We start from the raw sequence: 14,779 nt of genomic DNA, 5'->3' as shown, positions 1-14,779 counted from the left end.
CGGCGGTTGGCGATCGCGGACGGAGTCCGCTCCTACGTTTCCTTGCAGCATCGGCGCTGGGGCTTACCCTCACCCCAGCCCTCTCCCAGGGGGAGAGGGAGCCGTTCGGAGTGGCGGGTTGTGACGAACGCCCCGGCGAGCTCAAAGCTTTCCAAGCGCAGAGGACGGTCCCCTCTCCCTCTGGGAGAGGGCCAGCCGCGGCGCCGGGCCAATCCTGTAGGAGCGAGCTTGCTCGCGAACCGCCCAGCGCCTGAGCTGCCGGGAAATGGGCTCGCGAGCAAGGATTGGGCGTCCCCCTCGGTCCTACGAAGAGCAGCCTTGGCTTAGATCTGCAGGATCGGATCGCACCCATGGACCGCCAGCATGTGATCAGCGCCGCCAGCCCCAACAAAAACGCCGGCTCCCTTCCCAGGGAGCCGGCGTTTTTGTTCAGGCGGGCAATCAGCCCAGGTTCTTGCCCAGCAGCGCGTGGTACAGCTCGCTGTCGCCGAGCACGCCGACGACTCGGCTCTGCTCCTGCAGCACCAGCTTGTGGCCGGTCTGGTAGCGGATCTGCAGCGCGTCGCGCATGCGGATGTTGACGTCCACCAGGGTCGGCTCGTGCTTGAGCTTCTCCACCGGGTCGCCTGGGCGCCATTGTTGCAGGTCGATGATGTTGCTGCCCTGGCGCGCGGTCTTGATCTGGTTGGTCTCGGTCAGGCCGAGCCAGCAGTCGCGGCCCTGGTCGAAGCACACCTCGTCGGCCTGGCGGCGGCACTGGTCCAGGCCACGCATCAGGCTGGAGCCGCACAGCACGTTGAGCGGGTTGGTGTGGGCGACGAAGGTGCGCACGTAGTCGTCCGCCGGGCTGAGCACGATTTCCTCGGGCTTGCCGTGCTGGATGATGCGGCCGTCCTTCATGATCGCGATGCGGGTACCGATCTTCAGCGCCTCGTCGAGATCGTGGCTGACGAAGACGATGGTCTTGTGCAACTGGCGCTGCAGCACCAGCAGCTCATCCTGCAGCTGCTGGCGGATCAACGGGTCCAGTGCGGAGAAGGGTTCGTCCATCAGCAGGATGTCGCCATCCATTGCCAGCGCGCGGGCCAGGCCGACGCGCTGCTGCATGCCGCCGGAGAGCGAATCCGGGCGCTTGTCGCGCCATTGCGACAGGCCGACCAGTTCGAGCTTCTCGTCGATCACCTTCTTCCGCTCGTTGGCCGGGCGGCCCTGCATCTCCAGGCCGAAGCCGATGTTCTCGGCCACGGTCAGCCAGGGCATCAGCGCGAACTTCTGGAACACCATGGCGATACGCTTGGTGCGCATGGTCTTGAGCGCCGCCGGCGAGCAGTTGGCGATGTCCACCTGCTGGCCTTCGTGCTCGATCAGCAGCTTGCCGCGGCTGACCCGGTTGAGGCCATTGATGCAGCGCAGCAGGCTGGACTTGCCCGAACCCGACAGGCCCATCATCACGCAGATCTCGCCGCGCTCGACATCCAGGCAGGCATCCTCGACACCCAGCACCTGGCCGGTGCGCTTGAGGATTTCCTCGCGGCCCAGGCCCTGATCCAGCAGCTTGAGCGCTTCCTTGGTGTGGGTGCCGAAAATCACATCCACGTGTTCGAATCGAATCGCCGACATAGTGCTTACCTCCCCCGCAGCGAACGTTGCTTGCACACCCGGTCGAGCAGGATGGCGAGCAGGACGATGGCCAGACCGGCCTCGAAGCCGAGGGAAATGTCCGCGGTGTTGAGCGCGTTGACCACCGGCTTGCCGAGGCCATCAGCACCCACCAGCGCGGCGATAACCACCATCGACAGCGACAACATGATGCATTGGGTGATCCCCGCGCCGATGCTCGGCATGGCGTGCGGCAGCTCGATGCGCGTCAGCAGTTGCCAGCGCGAGCAGCCGAAGGCCTTGCCGGCGTCCATCAGTTCCGCCGGCACGTCCTGGATACCCAGGCAGGTCAGGCGGATGGGCGCGGCGATGGCGAAGATCACCGTGGAGATCAGACCCGGAACCACACCCAGGCCGAACAGGGTCAGGGTGGGGATCAGGTAGACGAAGGTGGGTACCGTCTGCATCAGGTCCAGCAGCGGCCTCAGCCCGGTGTAGAACCAGGGCTTGTGCGCCGCCAGGATGCCCAGCGGCACCCCGACGGCGATACACACCACCGTGGCGAAGATCACCTGCGCCAGGGTCTCCATGGTTTCCTGCCAGTACCCCAGGTTGAGGATCAGCAGCAGCGAGGCCAGGGCGAAAACGGCAAGGCCCCAGCTGCGCTGGATGTAGAACACCAGGAAGACCAGCAGCGCGATCAGCGCCAGCGGGTGGAACCAGAGCAGACTGTTGGTGACGCCGTGGATGAGGAACTCGAGGGTGTCGGAAATCTTGTCGAACACCGACGCGCCATGTTGCGTGAGCCAGTCGACGAAGGCGGCGATATGCTCGCCCAGCGGTAACTTGTGGTCAGTCAGAAACATAATGCGGGCCCATCAGAAGCTTGAGGAATCGGCCAACGGCAATACTTTCGGCACTTACTTAGCGAATGCCACCTTGGCTGCCGCCAAGGCCGGTTTGCCGTCACGGGTGGTCACGCCGGCAAGCCAGGCGTCGAGCAGTTCCGGATGGTCCTTCAACCAGGCTTTTGCCGCGTCCTCGGGCTTCTTGCCTCCGTTGAGCACGGCGTCCATGAGTTTGTTTTCCATGTCCAGGGTGAAGGTCAGGTTGGTCAGCAGCTTGCCGACGTTGGAGCATTCCTGGACGTAGCCCTTGCGCACGTTGGTGTAGATGGTCGCGCCGCCATAGTTGGGGCCGAACACGTCATCGCCGCCTTCGAGGTACTTCATCTTGAAGCGGGTGTTCATCGGATGCGGTTCCCAACCCAGGAACACGATCCACTGGTTGCGGCGGTCGGCGCGCCCGACCTGCGAGAGCATGCCGGCCTCGCTGGACTCCACCAGCTTGAACTTGCCCAGGTCGAACTGGTTCTTGTCGAGCATGCCCTGGACCAGGCGGTTGCCGTCGTTGCCCGGCTCGATGCCGTAGATCTTGCTGTCGAGCTTGTCGGCGTACTTGGCGATGTCGGCGAAGGACTTCAGGCCGCCGTCATAAGCGGCCTGGGTCACGGCCAGGGTGTACTTGGCGCCCTCGAGGTTGGCTTTCACCGTCTCTACCGAGCCGTTGTCGGCGTAGGGCTTGATGTCGTTGGCCATGCTCGGCATCCAGTTGCCGAGGAAGACGTCGAGGTCCTTGTTCGCCAGCGACTTGTAGGTCACCGGCACGGAGAGCATGGTCACCTTGGTCTTGTAGCCAAGGGATTCGAGCACCTGTCGGGTAGTAGCGGTGGTCACGGTGATGTCGGTCCAGCCGACGTCGGAAAAGCGCACCGTGCCGCACGAGTCAGGTTCAGCGGCCTGAACCGCCAGCGGTGCGCAAACGGACACAGCAGCCAGCAGCAAAGACTTGCAACCTTTCATGAGCGTACTCCTCTGCGGGGTGGGGCGCCGGCGCTACCCCGGGGGGGTGCGGCGGTCTGAATTATGGTTGGGGCCTTTCGGGACAGGCCCTTTTGTTGTCATTTCGTAAACGATCATGGAACAGGAAAATTTCGTCGCCTACCGGGTGGGTCGTATCCAGTGCAGGCGAAGTCGTATTCAGCACCAGGCATGTCGCATCCAGTCAGGAGGCCCTGTGGGAGCGACTTCCAGAGGCCAGGATCACTCCTTGGCGCTGGTTTTCTGTCCCGCTTGCGACGGCGCGGAAGCCAGCGGCATGACGCCCTGCAACCAGCCGTCCTGTACCTGCGGATTGGCCTTGAGCCAACTCTTGGCGGCCTGGCGCGGATTGCGTCGCTCGTTGAGCACCGCATCCATCAACTGGTTCTCCATCGCCAGGTCGAATTTCAGGTTGTTCAGCAGCCGCGCCACGTTGGGGCACTCCTGAAGATAGCCTGCTCTGACGTTGGTGAAGACCGTTGCGCCGCCATAATGCGGACCGAAGTAGGAATCCCCTCCGTCCAGATAGTTCATTTGGATTCGGGTGTTCATCGGGTGCGGTTCCCAGCCCAGGAACACGATGGGTTGCTTCAAGGCCCCGGCTCGCTTGACGTAGGCGAGCATGTCGGCCTCGCTGGATTCCACCAGTTTGAAGTCGCCCAGGCCGAAGGCTTTCTCCCTGATCATCTTCTGGATCAGCTGGTTGCCATCGTTGCCCGGCTCGATGCCGTAGATGCGCCCACCCAGCTGCTCCTTGAATTTTGCGATATCGGCAAAAGTCTTCAGGCCCGCCTCGTAGGCGTAGCGCGGCACCGCCAGGGTGTACTTGGCGCCTTCCAGGTTGGCGCCGACGGTTTCCACCGTGCCCTTGTCGGCGTAGGGCTTGATGTCGCCGGCCATGCTCGGCATCCAGTTGCCGAGGAACACGTCGATCTTCTTCTCCGACATCGCCTTGTAGGTGTCCGGCACCGACAGCCGCACTACCTGCGTGCGATAGCCCTGGTGGCTGAGCACCAGGCGGGTCACCGCGGTGGTCACGGTGATGTCGGTCCAGCCGACATCGGCGAAGCGCACCACGGCGCAGGATTCGGGTTCGGCGGCGCGCACAGCGCCCGGTAGTACCACGGATAACGCCAACAGCGACGACACAAGACTCTTCATGAGACCAGCCTCTGACTGCGGAGAATGGGGGTGGATACGGGCGAACGCGGCCGTTCGTCGGTGGCGGATCATGGAACAGCGCGACGCCGCGCGCCTATCGACCGGTCGTGGTTCGCGGCGCTCGCGTCGTAAAGAGGCAAGCTTTCGTCGGCCCCGGAACAGGCGGCTTCGCGCCCTGCCCCGGCGGGGTGCGCCAGCGGCGTTATTGGATACGGCCGCGTCGCCGATGGACGCAGTCGGCGCCGGACTTGGGTCGATGATGGCCGGGCATCGCGGGCACAGGGACGTGCCCATCCCCCTCTCTCATGGACGTGCAGCTCGCCCGGAGTCCGGCATGGCAATCAGTGTGTTCGACCTGTTCAAGATCGGTATCGGCCCTTCCAGTTCGCACACGGTCGGCCCCATGCGTGCCGCCGCGCTGTTCGTCGGCGCCCTGCGCGAACGGCAGATGCTCGAACGCACCAGCCGCGTGGAAGTACGCCTGTACGGCTCGCTGTCCGCCACCGGCGTCGGCCACGGTACTGACCGCGCGGTGATCATGGGCCTGATGGGCGAATGGCCGGACCGCATCGACCCGAGCCAGATCGAACCGCGCATGGCGCAGTTGCGCAGCTCCGGCGAACTGCTGCTGGCCGGCAGCCGGGCGATCGCCTTCGACTGGGTCCGCGACATGCGCCTGCTCGAAGAGAACCTGCCCTACCACCCCAACGCCATGCGCCTGACCGCCATCGAAGGCGACCACGTGCTGCACAGCGACACCTACTATTCCATCGGTGGCGGCTTCGTGGTCGACGAGGAACAGGCCGCCTCCGGCAGCCTCGACACCGACAACACCGTGCTGCCCTACGACTTCGCCAGCGCCGCCGAACTGCTCATGCTCTGCCGCCGCCACAACCTGCGCGTGTCCGAGCTGATGATGGCCAACGAACGCATGTGGCGCAGCGAAACCGACATCCGCGAAGGCCTCAAGAGCATCTGGCAGGCCATGCGCGACTGCGTGGAGAACGGCCTGCGCCACGAAGGCATCCTCCCTGGCGGCCTCAACGTGCAGCGCCGCGCCGCGCGCCTGCACCGCAACCTGCAGGAGATCGGCAAGCCCAACGTCATCGGCTCGACGCTGTCGGCGATGGAATGGGTCAACCTCTTCGCCCTCGCGGTGAACGAGGAAAACGCCGCCGGCGGGCGCATGGTCACCGCGCCCACCAACGGCGCAGCCGGGATCATCCCGGCGGTGCTGCACTACTACATGCGCTTCAACCCCGACGCCAGCGACGACGACGTCACCAACTACTTCCTGGCCGCTGCCGCCGTCGGCATCCTGTGCAAGAAGAACGCCTCCATCTCCGGCGCCGAAGTCGGCTGCCAGGGCGAAGTCGGCTCGGCCTGCGCCATGGCAGCGGCGGGGCTGGCCGAAGTGCTTGGCGCCTCCCCCGAGCAGGTGGAGAACGCCGCCGAGATCGGCCTGGAGCACAACCTGGGCCTCACCTGCGACCCGGTCGGTGGCCTCGTCCAGGTGCCCTGCATCGAGCGCAACGCCATCGCCGCGGTGAAGGCCATCAATGCCGCGCAGATGGCCCTGCGCGGCGACGGCCAGCACTTCATCAGCCTCGACCAGGTGATCCGCACCATGCGCAACACCGGTGCCGACATGCACGACAAGTACAAGGAAACCTCGCGCGGCGGGCTGGCCGTCAGCATCATCGAGTGCTGACCCGCAATCGACCACGTCAGGCCCTGTGCGCCCCCCGATGGCGCAGGCAGAACGGCCGTCCCGACGTGACCCGCGGCGTTACCGTTCCGGGCACCCCAGCACCGGTCGCGTGACCGGTGAGTGCTACCAAAAACCCCAGGCCACGAACCATGCGCATTTGCGACCTTTCGAGGGTCGCATTCCGGGCCTGCAAAAACGGCATCTCCATGCCGTTTTCTTTCTTGATTGAACGACCATTCAACCTAGGCACGGCTCTTGCCTTGCTCTTTGCCCAAGAAACACAGCGAGTACAGAGGAACAGCCCGGGGCCAGCCCCGAGGCGGATTTCCCGAACAGAACAACAAGCATAAGAAACGCCTCCCGTGAGGCGACTGTGACTAGCGTGAGGTGATCGAATGAATGCGTTCAACCCCGGAGCTGCGCCGCAAAACCGTGCTCCGCAGTCCATCGGCTTCCTGCTGCTGGACAACTTCACCCTGATCTCCCTGGCCTCGGCGGTGGAACCGCTGCGCATGGCCAACCAGCTCTCCGGACGCGAACTCTACCGCTGGCACACCCTGAGCCTCGACGGCCGCCAGGTCTGGGCCAGCGACGGCCTGCAGATCACCCCCGACGCGGCCTGCGACAGCGCCCCACAGATGGACACGCTGATCGTGGTCGGCGGCGTCGGCATCCAGCGCAGCGTCACCCGCGAACACACCACCTTCCTCCAGGCCCAGGCGCGCCTGGGCCGCAAGCTCGGCGCCGTGTGCACCGGCAGCTGGGCCCTGGCCCGCGCCGGTCTGCTCGACGGCTACGACTGCTCGGTGCACTGGGAATGCCTGGCCGCCATGCAGGAAGCCTTCCCCCGCGTCGCCATGAGCACCCGCCTGTTCTCCATCGACCGCAACCGCTTCACCTCCTCCGGCGGCACCGCGCCGATGGACATGATGCTGCACCTGATCGGCCGCGAGCACGGCCGCGAGCTGTCGGCGGCGATCTCCGAGATGTTCATCTACGAACGCATCCGCAACGAACAGGATCATCAGCGCGTGCCGCTCAAGCACATGCTCGGCACCAACCAGCCCAAGCTGCAGGAAATCGTCGCGCTGATGGAAGCCAACCTCGAGGAGCCCATCGACCTCGACGAACTGGCGGTCTACGTCAACGTCTCGCGCCGCCAGCTCGAGCGCCTGTTCCAGAAGTACTTGCACTGCTCGCCGTCGCGCTACTACCTGAAGCTGCGCCTGATCCGCGCGCGACAGCTGCTCAAGCAGACCTCGATGTCGATCATCGAAGTCGCCTCGGTGTGCGGCTTCGTCTCCACCCCGCACTTCTCCAAGTGCTACCGCGAATACTTCGGCATCCCGCCGCGCGACGAGCGCCAGGGCCAGCCCATCGGCCAGCCGGTCATGGTCATGCCGATCCCGCAGGACCTCGCCCTCATGCCCAATTCCTCGGCCATCTCCGCGCTCAGCCAGGCTCAGGGCGAATCCACCTTCGCCAGCGTGCGGGTGCTCTGAGGCTCAGCGCCCAGAAGTGGATATCCGCAGAATGAAAAGGGAGGCCTGTCGGCCTCCCTTTTCATTTCCGTGATACCTGCCCACCCGCATTCAGATACGTCTGAATCGCAAACGACCTTGAATCACGCAGTCTCCGATGTGTTCGCCAGCATCAGCACGCATCGGAGCTACGGGAGACATGGACACCGCCCTGCAATACGTGGCGCAAAGAACCCGCGAGCTCTACAGCGCAGCAGTAGAACTGCAGCATCTGCAGCTGAGCGGCATCCAGCGGCTGCGCCAGCTCGAACGCCTGCGGCCGCAGGTCTTCGATGTCAGCCACCAACTCGCCGAGCTGTTCGGGGAAGGGCCTGGCCAGCTTGAGCGAGCACGTGCCGCCAAGGCGCAAAGGCTAATCCTTGCCCTGCACCGGCGGCTGATCCTCGGCTACTGGCGCCTCCTGCGCGGTCATGACACCCGCGGCACGACCGCCGCCCTGCTGATGCAACGCCTGGTGCGCAGCGCCCAGCAGATCCATTTCAGTTGCCTGCTCAACCGCCACGAAGCCCCGGCCGGCCTGTGGAGCCTGCTGCACCGCACCCACCAGCACGCCTGCCGCCTGCAGGTGCAACATCTGGAGGTGGATGACGGTGAAGCCTACGAAGCGCGCAACCAGACCGTCGCCCATGGCTATCTGCATGCCTTGCTGCTGGCCGGCTCGCAACCGCTGGACATCCCACCGGACTGCCTGCCGGCGCTGATCGAATCGGCGCAGGTCTTCACCGCCCTGGTGCGCATCGGTCCGGCGCAGCCGGAAAGCCGCCGGCTGCTCGCCCTCGGCCAGGACCGGCCTTTCCGCGCGCCCCGCGCGGGCACCGGTGGCGGCTATACCCTGGAACTGGACGAGTTGCTGAATACCCTCGCCCGCTTCACCCGCAGCGGCAGCGACGCCAGCGGCTTCGACCTGAATGCCCACCTGCTGGCGTGCTGGAGCAACACCGCTCAGCAGACCTGGGAGGTGTGTTGCGGCCTGCCGGCGCTGCTTGCCCAGCTTGGCGCCAACGACGAGTCGGGGCTCGACGCCAGGCACTTCCAGCGCCAGCCGCAGCTGGACGTCTGGGCGCAACACAGCGCCGTGCGCGGCGGACTCGACGAGTTGGTCCCCCATCACAACGACATCGAATTCGCCTCGGTTATCGACTCGAGCGCAGAGCCCACGATCTATCCACTCAACCAGGTCATTCCCGGCAGTCGAAGCTTCAGCGGCATCTGGGCAGCCAGCCCGCCACCCGGCAGCGGCGACTGGCTCGGCGTGCGCAAGGCGCCAAACACCCATTGGAGCCTGGCGCGCACCATTGGCGTCGAAACCCTGGCAAGCGGAGCGGCACGACTGCACGGCACCTGCCTGTCGGCTCGGCCGCACCTGTGCCGCCTGACCCTGCGCGGCAAGACCCGGCAAAGCACCGCGCATCACGCCCTCCTGCTCGGCGACGGCAAGGAGCAATGCGTGCTCTGCCCGACGCTGCCCCTGGAAGCCGGGCGCAAGGTCAGCGTGGATCAGCCCGGCGGTACTTTTCTCGCCTTGCTCGGGGAACAGGTCGGGGGCGCCTTCCCGATCAGCCGGCTGGCGGTGGCGCCTGGAGTGCTGCTGACGCAATGAGCTGGCGGACTTCACTTGCACGTAAACCAGCCCGTGTGCCGCGTACATGTAAGACAAAATGTATCACCACGTAGGGCATTTCCCTCAGTAGCAGTACAATGGCGTACTGCCATTCCGCCTGACCAGCGCCCTCGCCGCTGACACCCCGGCCCGGATGGCTCTCATCCTCCGCAGTCGCCCCGTGGCGGGAGTTTCACAGCATGGCCATCCTCGATTTCTGGCGTCGGCGCGCCGCGCGCAAAAGCCTGCGCCGGCTGCCGAAGCTCCTGCGCAACTCCGCCCGCCTGCAGCGCAAGTATCCGCAGTACCAGTTCGGCGTCGGCACCTACGGCAACCTGAGCGTTTCCGACTGGGGTGAAGGCACCACACTGCGCGTCGGCTCCTACTGCTCGATTGCCGAGGGCGTTCAGGTTTTCCTAGGCGGGCACCACCGCATCGACTGGCTGAGTTGCTTCCCGTTTCCCGAGTTCATCGATGAGGTCGCCGATATCCACGACTTCGGCGGCAGCAATGGCGACGTCAGCATCGGCAGCGATGTCTGGTTGTGCAGCGGCGCGGTCATTCTCTCCGGCGTCAGCATCGGCCATGGCGCAGTGGTCGCCGCTGGCGCCGTGGTCACCAAGGACGTCGAGCCATATTCGGTCGTTGCCGGCAATCCGGCCCGGCACATCCGCTGGCGTTTCGATGAGTCCACCCGCGCGCTGCTGCTGGACTCGCAGTGGTGGACCTGGCCGGAGGCGGAGGTGCGCTCCGTGGCAAGGCTGCTGTGCTCCTCGGACGTCAGCGCCTTCGAGGCCCACCTGAAGGCCCGCAACGCGAGCGCCCGCGCCAAGGTCACCGGACCTGCGGCAGACTCAACTGCCACGACACCCCGAATCGATCGCTTACCCAGCCAAAGCGCTTGCTGAACCCATAGTCGTCCAGCGGCATGTAGATGCGTCCGCCTTCGGCCAGTACGTCAAAAATGCGCTCCAGCACATCCGCCGACTCGAACTCGACGAAGATCGAGCTGGACGGCGTGAAGTCGAAGTCATGCTTCACCGGGCTGTCCGAACAGAGGAACGCCTGCCCGCAGACCTCGAATCGCGCCACCTTGATCGTCCCCTCCGGCCCCGGCTCGCCGGCGCCATAGCGCTCCACGTGCAGCACACGGGAATTAGGGAAAGTAGCGAGATACAGGTCCAGCGCCGCCTGCGCGACACCGCCCTGGAACATGAGGAAGGGAGTGGCTGTGGTCATGGCGGATCTCCTGCGAGGGGAAGGAATCGGTCCAAGCCTACTGTAGGCCGCTTCAGAAACAGCAGGCGACCCAACTCGGACAGATGCATCAAGGTTACTTTCCCACTCTCATCGCGTCCGCCGCTCCACAAGTTTGGCCAAGGCCAGGTACGCAGCTTCACCAGCGCTCAGACAGGCAGGGCTTGTCCCGCCTGTATTTTATAGACTACAGTCGATATGAAGAAAATCGAGTCTTCCAAGTTTCACTCCTGGTTGCAGAACCTGAAGGACAATACGGGAAGAGCTCGCATCGTCGCTCGTATCAACCGCCTGATGGAGGGCCTGCCTGGCGACATCTCGCCGGGCGGCCAGGGTGTCAGCGAGCTACGTATACACTACGGACCAGGCTACCGCGTGTACTTCCATCAGCAGGGCGACACGCTGCTGATACTCCTCTGTGGAGGCGACAAGGGCAGCCAGAGTCGTGATATCGAAGCTGCCCAGAAAATGCTGGCGGCGTGGAGAGCGCAACATGACTGACACCTTCACCGAATTCGATCCTGCCCACTACCTCACCAACCCCGAGGCCATTGCCGAATTCATGAGCGACGCGCTGGAAACCGGCGATGCCGCGTACATCGCCAAAGCGATGGGCGTCGTAGCACGCGCCAAAGGCATGAGCGAACTGGCACGGGAAACTGGGCTGTCTCGCGAGCAGCTTTACCGTTCGTTCAGCGAGCACGGTAACCCGACGCTCAAGACACTACTGGCCGTCATGAATGCCCTTGGCATTGAAATGACAGTGCGCCCCCAGCCTACGCACTAGAGAGCAGAAAGAGGCCGCATAGCGGCCCCGTCAGACAATCGAATCAGTCAGACCTTCGGCACCAAGGCCGGCAGCAACTGCTTGGAGATCGCCTCGCGCACGGCGGGCAGCAGGGTCGCGTTGCCGGCGAGCATTTCCTCCACCAGACGACGCAGCGCCAGCGAGCGTTCCGGGGTCAGGCCGCGCACGGCGTATTCGCAGGCCTGCTCGGCGGTGACCGACGGCGGTACGGCGAAGCCCAGCGCCTGAAGGCGCTCGCGGAAATCGTCCTGGTCGATCAGGTCGGCGTGCATCATCGCGGTTCTCCTGCGAAAGCGGCATGGGTCTGCATCGATTCTGGTAAGCCCGACGGGGCGCGGCAAGCACCTCGCCGACGGAATGTCCGCGGCTGACAAGCGCAGGTCGTTTTCGGCTAACCGAGGCGGCGGCGCGACGCGCAGACTGGCTTCCATACCCTGCGGTCGGCACCGGCGCCAGCCGCGGGGGCTCGCACACTGAGAGCCTGATCCGGCTCGATTTGTCCCCTGCCGCGCGTCGGGCGCCGCAGGGGATTTTTTTGCCCGTGAGAAAGGGCTCTTTGTAAGACGGAGGGGAGCGCCTAGCCCTTGCTCGCGAACATGCCATCAGGAGACTTCGGAGCTGGGTGGTTCGCGAGCAAGCTCGCTCCTACAGGGTCCTGCGGAGCGAGGCGATCAGCGCATTGCGCAGGTCCACCACTTCGGGGACGTCGCGGCCGCGCAAGCAGCCATGAACCAGGCCGGGACCGGGGAAGTAGTCCACCGGTACGCCCGCGCCACGCAGGCGGTCGCGGTACAAGCCGCCGTCATCGCACAGCGGATCGAACTCGGCGACGCCGATGAAGGCCGGCGGCAGCCCGTCGAAGTCCTCGGCGAGCAATGGCAGCGCCAGCGGGTCGCGCCGATCACCGGGGCTCGGAAGGTAGGCGGCTAGGTATTCGCCCACTGCCGCGCTGGTCATCAGCGGCGCATCGGCGCAGCGGGTGTGCGACGGCGAGTCGGTGTCGCCCAGCGCGGGATAGATCAGCGCCTGGGCCTTGGGCAGCGGTTCGCCGGAGGCCCGCAGCGCCAAGCACAATGCTGCCGCCAGGTTGCCACCGCCGCTGTCGCCAGCAACCGCGATGCGCTGTTTATCCACAGGCTCGCCGAGGCCGTCCTTTTGCAACCAACGCCAGACATTCAGGCAGTCGTTGAGGGCGGCGGGATAGGGATGTTCAGGCGCCAGCCGGTAGCTGAGCGCGACCACCAGCGCGCCCAGCTCGACGGCCAGGGGAATGCAGATCATGTCATGGGTGCGCGCGTTACCGAGCACCCAGCCGCCGCCGTGGATGTAGAACACGGTCGGCCAGCCCGCGGCAGGCGGCGCACCTTCGGGGTGGTACAGGCGCAGCTCGACCAGTCCTTCTGGATGCAGGTCGCGAACCAGCAGGCCCGGCGGAACGGGTGGTGCAAAGGCAGCCGCCATGCGCTCGTAGTTCTCCCGCTGGGCGTCGAGGGTCGGGCCTTCCAGCGGGTGGGCCTCCGTCTCGGCGACGAAGGCCTGCATGGCAGCGGACAACTGATAGCGGCGGATCATACCTGCTCAGCCCGGCAGGCCGATGACGCAGCCTACATAATCCGGGCGCGGCAACGGACGATGGGCTTCGGCCAGCGCCAGCACGCGCTCCAGCACCGCGCCTTCGAAGGACGCCGAGCGCGCACCGCCTTCTAGGTTCACGTGCAACAGCATCTGCTCGCTGGCGGCCAGGGCGAGGTCCTCGCCGGCGCGATGCAGGCTGTGGAAAACCTGCAGGCGCTTGCGGTCGTGGGCGATCAGCTGGGTGCGCACTTCAACCTTCTCGCCTTCCTTCACCTCGTGCAGGTAGTTGAGGTGCACTTCGAGGGTGAACAGCGAGTTGTTAGTGGCGGCGCGGTGTTCGGCGTCGAGGCCCAGATGGTCCATCAGCGCGTCGGTGGCGTAGCTGAACAGCAGCAGGTAGAAGGCATCGCGCAGGTGGCCGTTGTAGTCGGTCCACTCGGCGAGGATGGGGGTTTCCCAGGTTTTCAGGGCGTGCATGGCAGGACTTCCGTGAGGCCCTCACCCCAGCCCTCTCCCAGAGGGAGAGGGGGCGGTTCGGAGCGGGTGATGAACCGTGAGGTTAGTCGGCAAACGCGAAGCCGTGTTTCGACTTGGTGTCCCTGATGGCGCCGAGCACCGCCAGCAGGCAGTCGTCGCGGTAGCGCTCCAGCTCAGCGATGCTGCGGCTGCCCTGCTGCTCGGCGGTGCCTTCCACGACGCGGTCGATCAGGGTGTCGGTCAGTTCCGGGGCGGGCAGGTAGGTCCAGGGCAGCTGCAGCGCCGGGCCGAACTGGGCCATGAAGTGGCGCATCCCGGCATTGCCGCCGGCCAGGGTGTAGGTGAGGAAGGTGCCCATGAAGGACCAGCGCAGGCCGGCGCCGAAACGGATGGCATCGTCGATCTCGCCGGTGCTGGCAACGCCGTCGTTGACCAGGTGCAGCGCCTCGCGCCAGAGCGCTTCGAGCAGGCGGTCGGCGATGAAGCCGGGGACTTCCTTGCGCACGTGCAGGGGGCGCATGCCGAGAGACTCGTAGACCTGGATGGCGGCTTGCACGGCTTCCGGCGCGGTCTTTGCGCCGCCCACCACCTCCACCAGCGGCAGCAGGTAGACCGGGTTGAACGGGTGGCCGACCACGCAGCGCTCGGGGTGAGTGGCGTCGGCATAGAACTCGCTGGGCAGCAGGCCCGAAGTGCTGGAGCCGATCAGGGCGTTGGGCTTGGCGGCGGCGCTGATCTTGGCGTGCAGCTCGCATTTCAGGTCGAGGCGTTCGGGGGCGCTTTCCTGGATGAAGTCGGCATCGCGTACGCACTCTTCGATGGTGGCGACGAAGCGCAGGCGCTCCTGCGAGGCGCCTGGGGCGAGGCCGGCCTTTTCCAGCGCCGGCCAGGCGTTGGCGATGCGCGCGCGCAGCGCGGCTTCGGCGCCGGGAGCAGGGTCCCAGGCGACGACGTCGAGGCCGTGGGCCAGGGCGCGGGCGACCCAGCCGCTGCCGATGACGCCGCTGCCGAGGGCGGCGAAGGCCTTGATTTGGGTGATGAAGGACATGGCGACTCCAGCGGATAGGGGCGTTTGGTCAGGAGCGGGCCGGTGGGCAAAGTGCCCATTGGAAGCTTTCGCGGACAAGGTCCGCTCCTACGAAGATCGGTACGTAGGGCGCATAACGCGCA

The 14,779-nt window shown here is 65.5% G+C and carries 15 protein-coding genes; 6 read left to right on the top strand and 9 right to left on the bottom strand.

Features of this window, described 5'->3' with window-relative positions; all coding sequences use genetic code 11:
- Positions 1 to 441: 441 nt before the first annotated feature.
- The 4 genes from choV to QO207_RS02330 form a co-directional block, all read right to left on the bottom strand.
- Positions 442 to 1,620, bottom strand: coding sequence for a choline ABC transporter ATP-binding protein (gene choV, locus QO207_RS02345; RefSeq protein ID WP_301479187.1), 1,179 nt, complete (start codon positions 1,618 to 1,620; stop codon positions 442 to 444).
- 5 nt (positions 1,621 to 1,625) lie between these two features.
- On the bottom strand, positions 1,626 to 2,465 hold the full coding sequence (gene choW, locus QO207_RS02340; protein WP_301479185.1) for a choline ABC transporter permease subunit: 840 nt from the start codon (positions 2,463 to 2,465) through the stop codon (positions 1,626 to 1,628).
- A gap of 54 nt (positions 2,466 to 2,519) precedes the next feature.
- Positions 2,520 to 3,461 (bottom strand): choline ABC transporter substrate-binding protein, encoded by a 942-nt coding sequence (locus tag QO207_RS02335; RefSeq protein ID WP_301479182.1) that lies wholly within the window; start codon positions 3,459 to 3,461, stop codon positions 2,520 to 2,522.
- A 240-nt stretch (positions 3,462 to 3,701) separates the two neighbouring features.
- Positions 3,702 to 4,640 carry a choline ABC transporter substrate-binding protein gene (locus tag QO207_RS02330; protein ID WP_301479180.1) on the bottom strand — a complete coding sequence of 313 codons (939 nt, stop codon included), beginning with the start codon at positions 4,638 to 4,640 and terminating at the stop codon, positions 3,702 to 3,704.
- 334 nt (positions 4,641 to 4,974) lie between these two features.
- On the opposite strand from QO207_RS02330, the gene QO207_RS02325 reads away from it, so the two are divergent.
- The 4 genes from QO207_RS02325 (at position 4,975) to QO207_RS02310 (ending at position 10,400) form a co-directional block, all read left to right on the top strand.
- Positions 4,975 to 6,351, top strand: coding sequence for an L-serine ammonia-lyase (locus QO207_RS02325; protein ID WP_301479178.1), 1,377 nt, complete (start codon positions 4,975 to 4,977; stop codon positions 6,349 to 6,351).
- 395 nt (positions 6,352 to 6,746) lie between these two features.
- A complete protein-coding gene (locus QO207_RS02320) occupies positions 6,747 to 7,853 on the top strand; it encodes a GlxA family transcriptional regulator (RefSeq protein ID WP_301479176.1) in 1,107 nt (368 codons plus the stop codon).
- Between the two features lie 178 nt (positions 7,854 to 8,031).
- A complete protein-coding gene (locus QO207_RS02315; protein WP_301479174.1) occupies positions 8,032 to 9,492 on the top strand; it encodes a hypothetical protein in 1,461 nt (486 codons plus the stop codon).
- A 200-nt stretch (positions 9,493 to 9,692) separates the two neighbouring features.
- Positions 9,693 to 10,400: a CatB-related O-acetyltransferase gene (locus QO207_RS02310; protein ID WP_301479172.1), complete on the top strand. Its 708-nt coding sequence runs from the start codon at positions 9,693 to 9,695 to the stop codon at positions 10,398 to 10,400.
- On the opposite strand, the gene QO207_RS02305 is transcribed toward QO207_RS02310, so the two are convergent.
- A complete protein-coding gene (locus tag QO207_RS02305) occupies positions 10,327 to 10,731 on the bottom strand; it encodes a VOC family protein (protein WP_301479170.1) in 405 nt (134 codons plus the stop codon). The two genes, QO207_RS02310 and QO207_RS02305, sit on opposite strands and share 74 nt — an antisense overlap.
- A 216-nt stretch (positions 10,732 to 10,947) precedes the next feature.
- Here QO207_RS02305 and QO207_RS02300 point away from each other — a divergent pair, with 216 nt between their 5' ends.
- On the top strand, positions 10,948 to 11,250 hold the full coding sequence (locus QO207_RS02300) for a type II toxin-antitoxin system RelE/ParE family toxin (RefSeq protein WP_301479168.1): 303 nt from the start codon (positions 10,948 to 10,950) through the stop codon (positions 11,248 to 11,250).
- A complete protein-coding gene (locus QO207_RS02295) occupies positions 11,243 to 11,536 on the top strand; it encodes an addiction module antidote protein (RefSeq protein ID WP_301479166.1) in 294 nt (97 codons plus the stop codon). Before QO207_RS02300 ends, QO207_RS02295 begins: the two co-directional genes overlap by 8 nt.
- Before the next feature lie 47 nt (positions 11,537 to 11,583).
- Here the strand turns inward: QO207_RS02295 and QO207_RS02290 are convergent, their stop codons facing one another.
- The 4 genes from QO207_RS02290 to QO207_RS02275 all read right to left on the bottom strand — a co-directional run bounded on the left by QO207_RS02290 (position 11,584) and on the right by QO207_RS02275 (position 14,657).
- Positions 11,584 to 11,832 carry a hypothetical protein gene (locus QO207_RS02290; protein WP_301479165.1) on the bottom strand — a complete coding sequence of 83 codons (249 nt, stop codon included), beginning with the start codon at positions 11,830 to 11,832 and terminating at the stop codon, positions 11,584 to 11,586.
- A gap of 370 nt (positions 11,833 to 12,202) precedes the next feature.
- A complete protein-coding gene (locus QO207_RS02285; RefSeq protein ID WP_301479163.1) occupies positions 12,203 to 13,129 on the bottom strand; it encodes an alpha/beta hydrolase in 927 nt (308 codons plus the stop codon).
- A gap of 6 nt (positions 13,130 to 13,135) precedes the next feature.
- Complete coding sequence (locus QO207_RS02280; RefSeq protein WP_301479162.1) at positions 13,136 to 13,609, bottom strand: thioesterase family protein; 474 nt, start codon at positions 13,607 to 13,609, stop codon at positions 13,136 to 13,138.
- Between the two features lie 82 nt (positions 13,610 to 13,691).
- Complete coding sequence (locus tag QO207_RS02275) at positions 13,692 to 14,657, bottom strand: L-carnitine dehydrogenase (RefSeq protein ID WP_301479160.1); 966 nt, start codon at positions 14,655 to 14,657, stop codon at positions 13,692 to 13,694.
- Positions 14,658 to 14,779 lie beyond the last annotated feature (122 nt).

The organism is Pseudomonas sp. CAN1, assembly GCF_030462585.1.
Lineage (GTDB): Bacteria > Pseudomonadota > Gammaproteobacteria > Pseudomonadales > Pseudomonadaceae > Pseudomonas.
This window is presented reverse-complemented; position numbering and strand designations above follow the sequence as displayed.

What these genes read in the sequence shown, in the direction of transcription:
- QO207_RS02285 (WP_301479163.1), bottom strand. Translation starts at nt 13,129, where the DNA reads ATGATCCGCCGCTATCAGTTGTCCGCTGCCATGCAGGCCTTCGTCGCC.
- QO207_RS02305 (WP_301479170.1), bottom strand. Translation starts at nt 10,731, where the DNA reads ATGACCACAGCCACTCCCTTCCTCATGTTCCAGGGCGGTGTCGCGCAG.
- QO207_RS02325 (WP_301479178.1), top strand. Translation starts at nt 4,975, where the DNA reads ATGGCAATCAGTGTGTTCGACCTGTTCAAGATCGGTATCGGCCCTTCC.
- QO207_RS02280 (WP_301479162.1), bottom strand. Translation starts at nt 13,609, where the DNA reads ATGCACGCCCTGAAAACCTGGGAAACCCCCATCCTCGCCGAGTGGACC.
- choW (WP_301479185.1), bottom strand. Translation starts at nt 2,465, where the DNA reads ATGTTTCTGACTGACCACAAGTTACCGCTGGGCGAGCATATCGCCGCC.
- QO207_RS02335 (WP_301479182.1), bottom strand. Translation starts at nt 3,461, where the DNA reads ATGAAAGGTTGCAAGTCTTTGCTGCTGGCTGCTGTGTCCGTTTGCGCA.
- QO207_RS02315 (WP_301479174.1), top strand. Translation starts at nt 8,032, where the DNA reads ATGGACACCGCCCTGCAATACGTGGCGCAAAGAACCCGCGAGCTCTAC.
- QO207_RS02320 (WP_301479176.1), top strand. Translation starts at nt 6,747, where the DNA reads ATGAATGCGTTCAACCCCGGAGCTGCGCCGCAAAACCGTGCTCCGCAG.
- QO207_RS02295 (WP_301479166.1), top strand. Translation starts at nt 11,243, where the DNA reads ATGACTGACACCTTCACCGAATTCGATCCTGCCCACTACCTCACCAAC.
- QO207_RS02275 (WP_301479160.1), bottom strand. Translation starts at nt 14,657, where the DNA reads ATGTCCTTCATCACCCAAATCAAGGCCTTCGCCGCCCTCGGCAGCGGC.
- QO207_RS02330 (WP_301479180.1), bottom strand. Translation starts at nt 4,640, where the DNA reads ATGAAGAGTCTTGTGTCGTCGCTGTTGGCGTTATCCGTGGTACTACCG.
- choV (WP_301479187.1), bottom strand. Translation starts at nt 1,620, where the DNA reads ATGTCGGCGATTCGATTCGAACACGTGGATGTGATTTTCGGCACCCAC.
- QO207_RS02310 (WP_301479172.1), top strand. Translation starts at nt 9,693, where the DNA reads ATGGCCATCCTCGATTTCTGGCGTCGGCGCGCCGCGCGCAAAAGCCTG.
- QO207_RS02290 (WP_301479165.1), bottom strand. Translation starts at nt 11,832, where the DNA reads ATGATGCACGCCGACCTGATCGACCAGGACGATTTCCGCGAGCGCCTT.
- QO207_RS02300 (WP_301479168.1), top strand. Translation starts at nt 10,948, where the DNA reads ATGAAGAAAATCGAGTCTTCCAAGTTTCACTCCTGGTTGCAGAACCTG.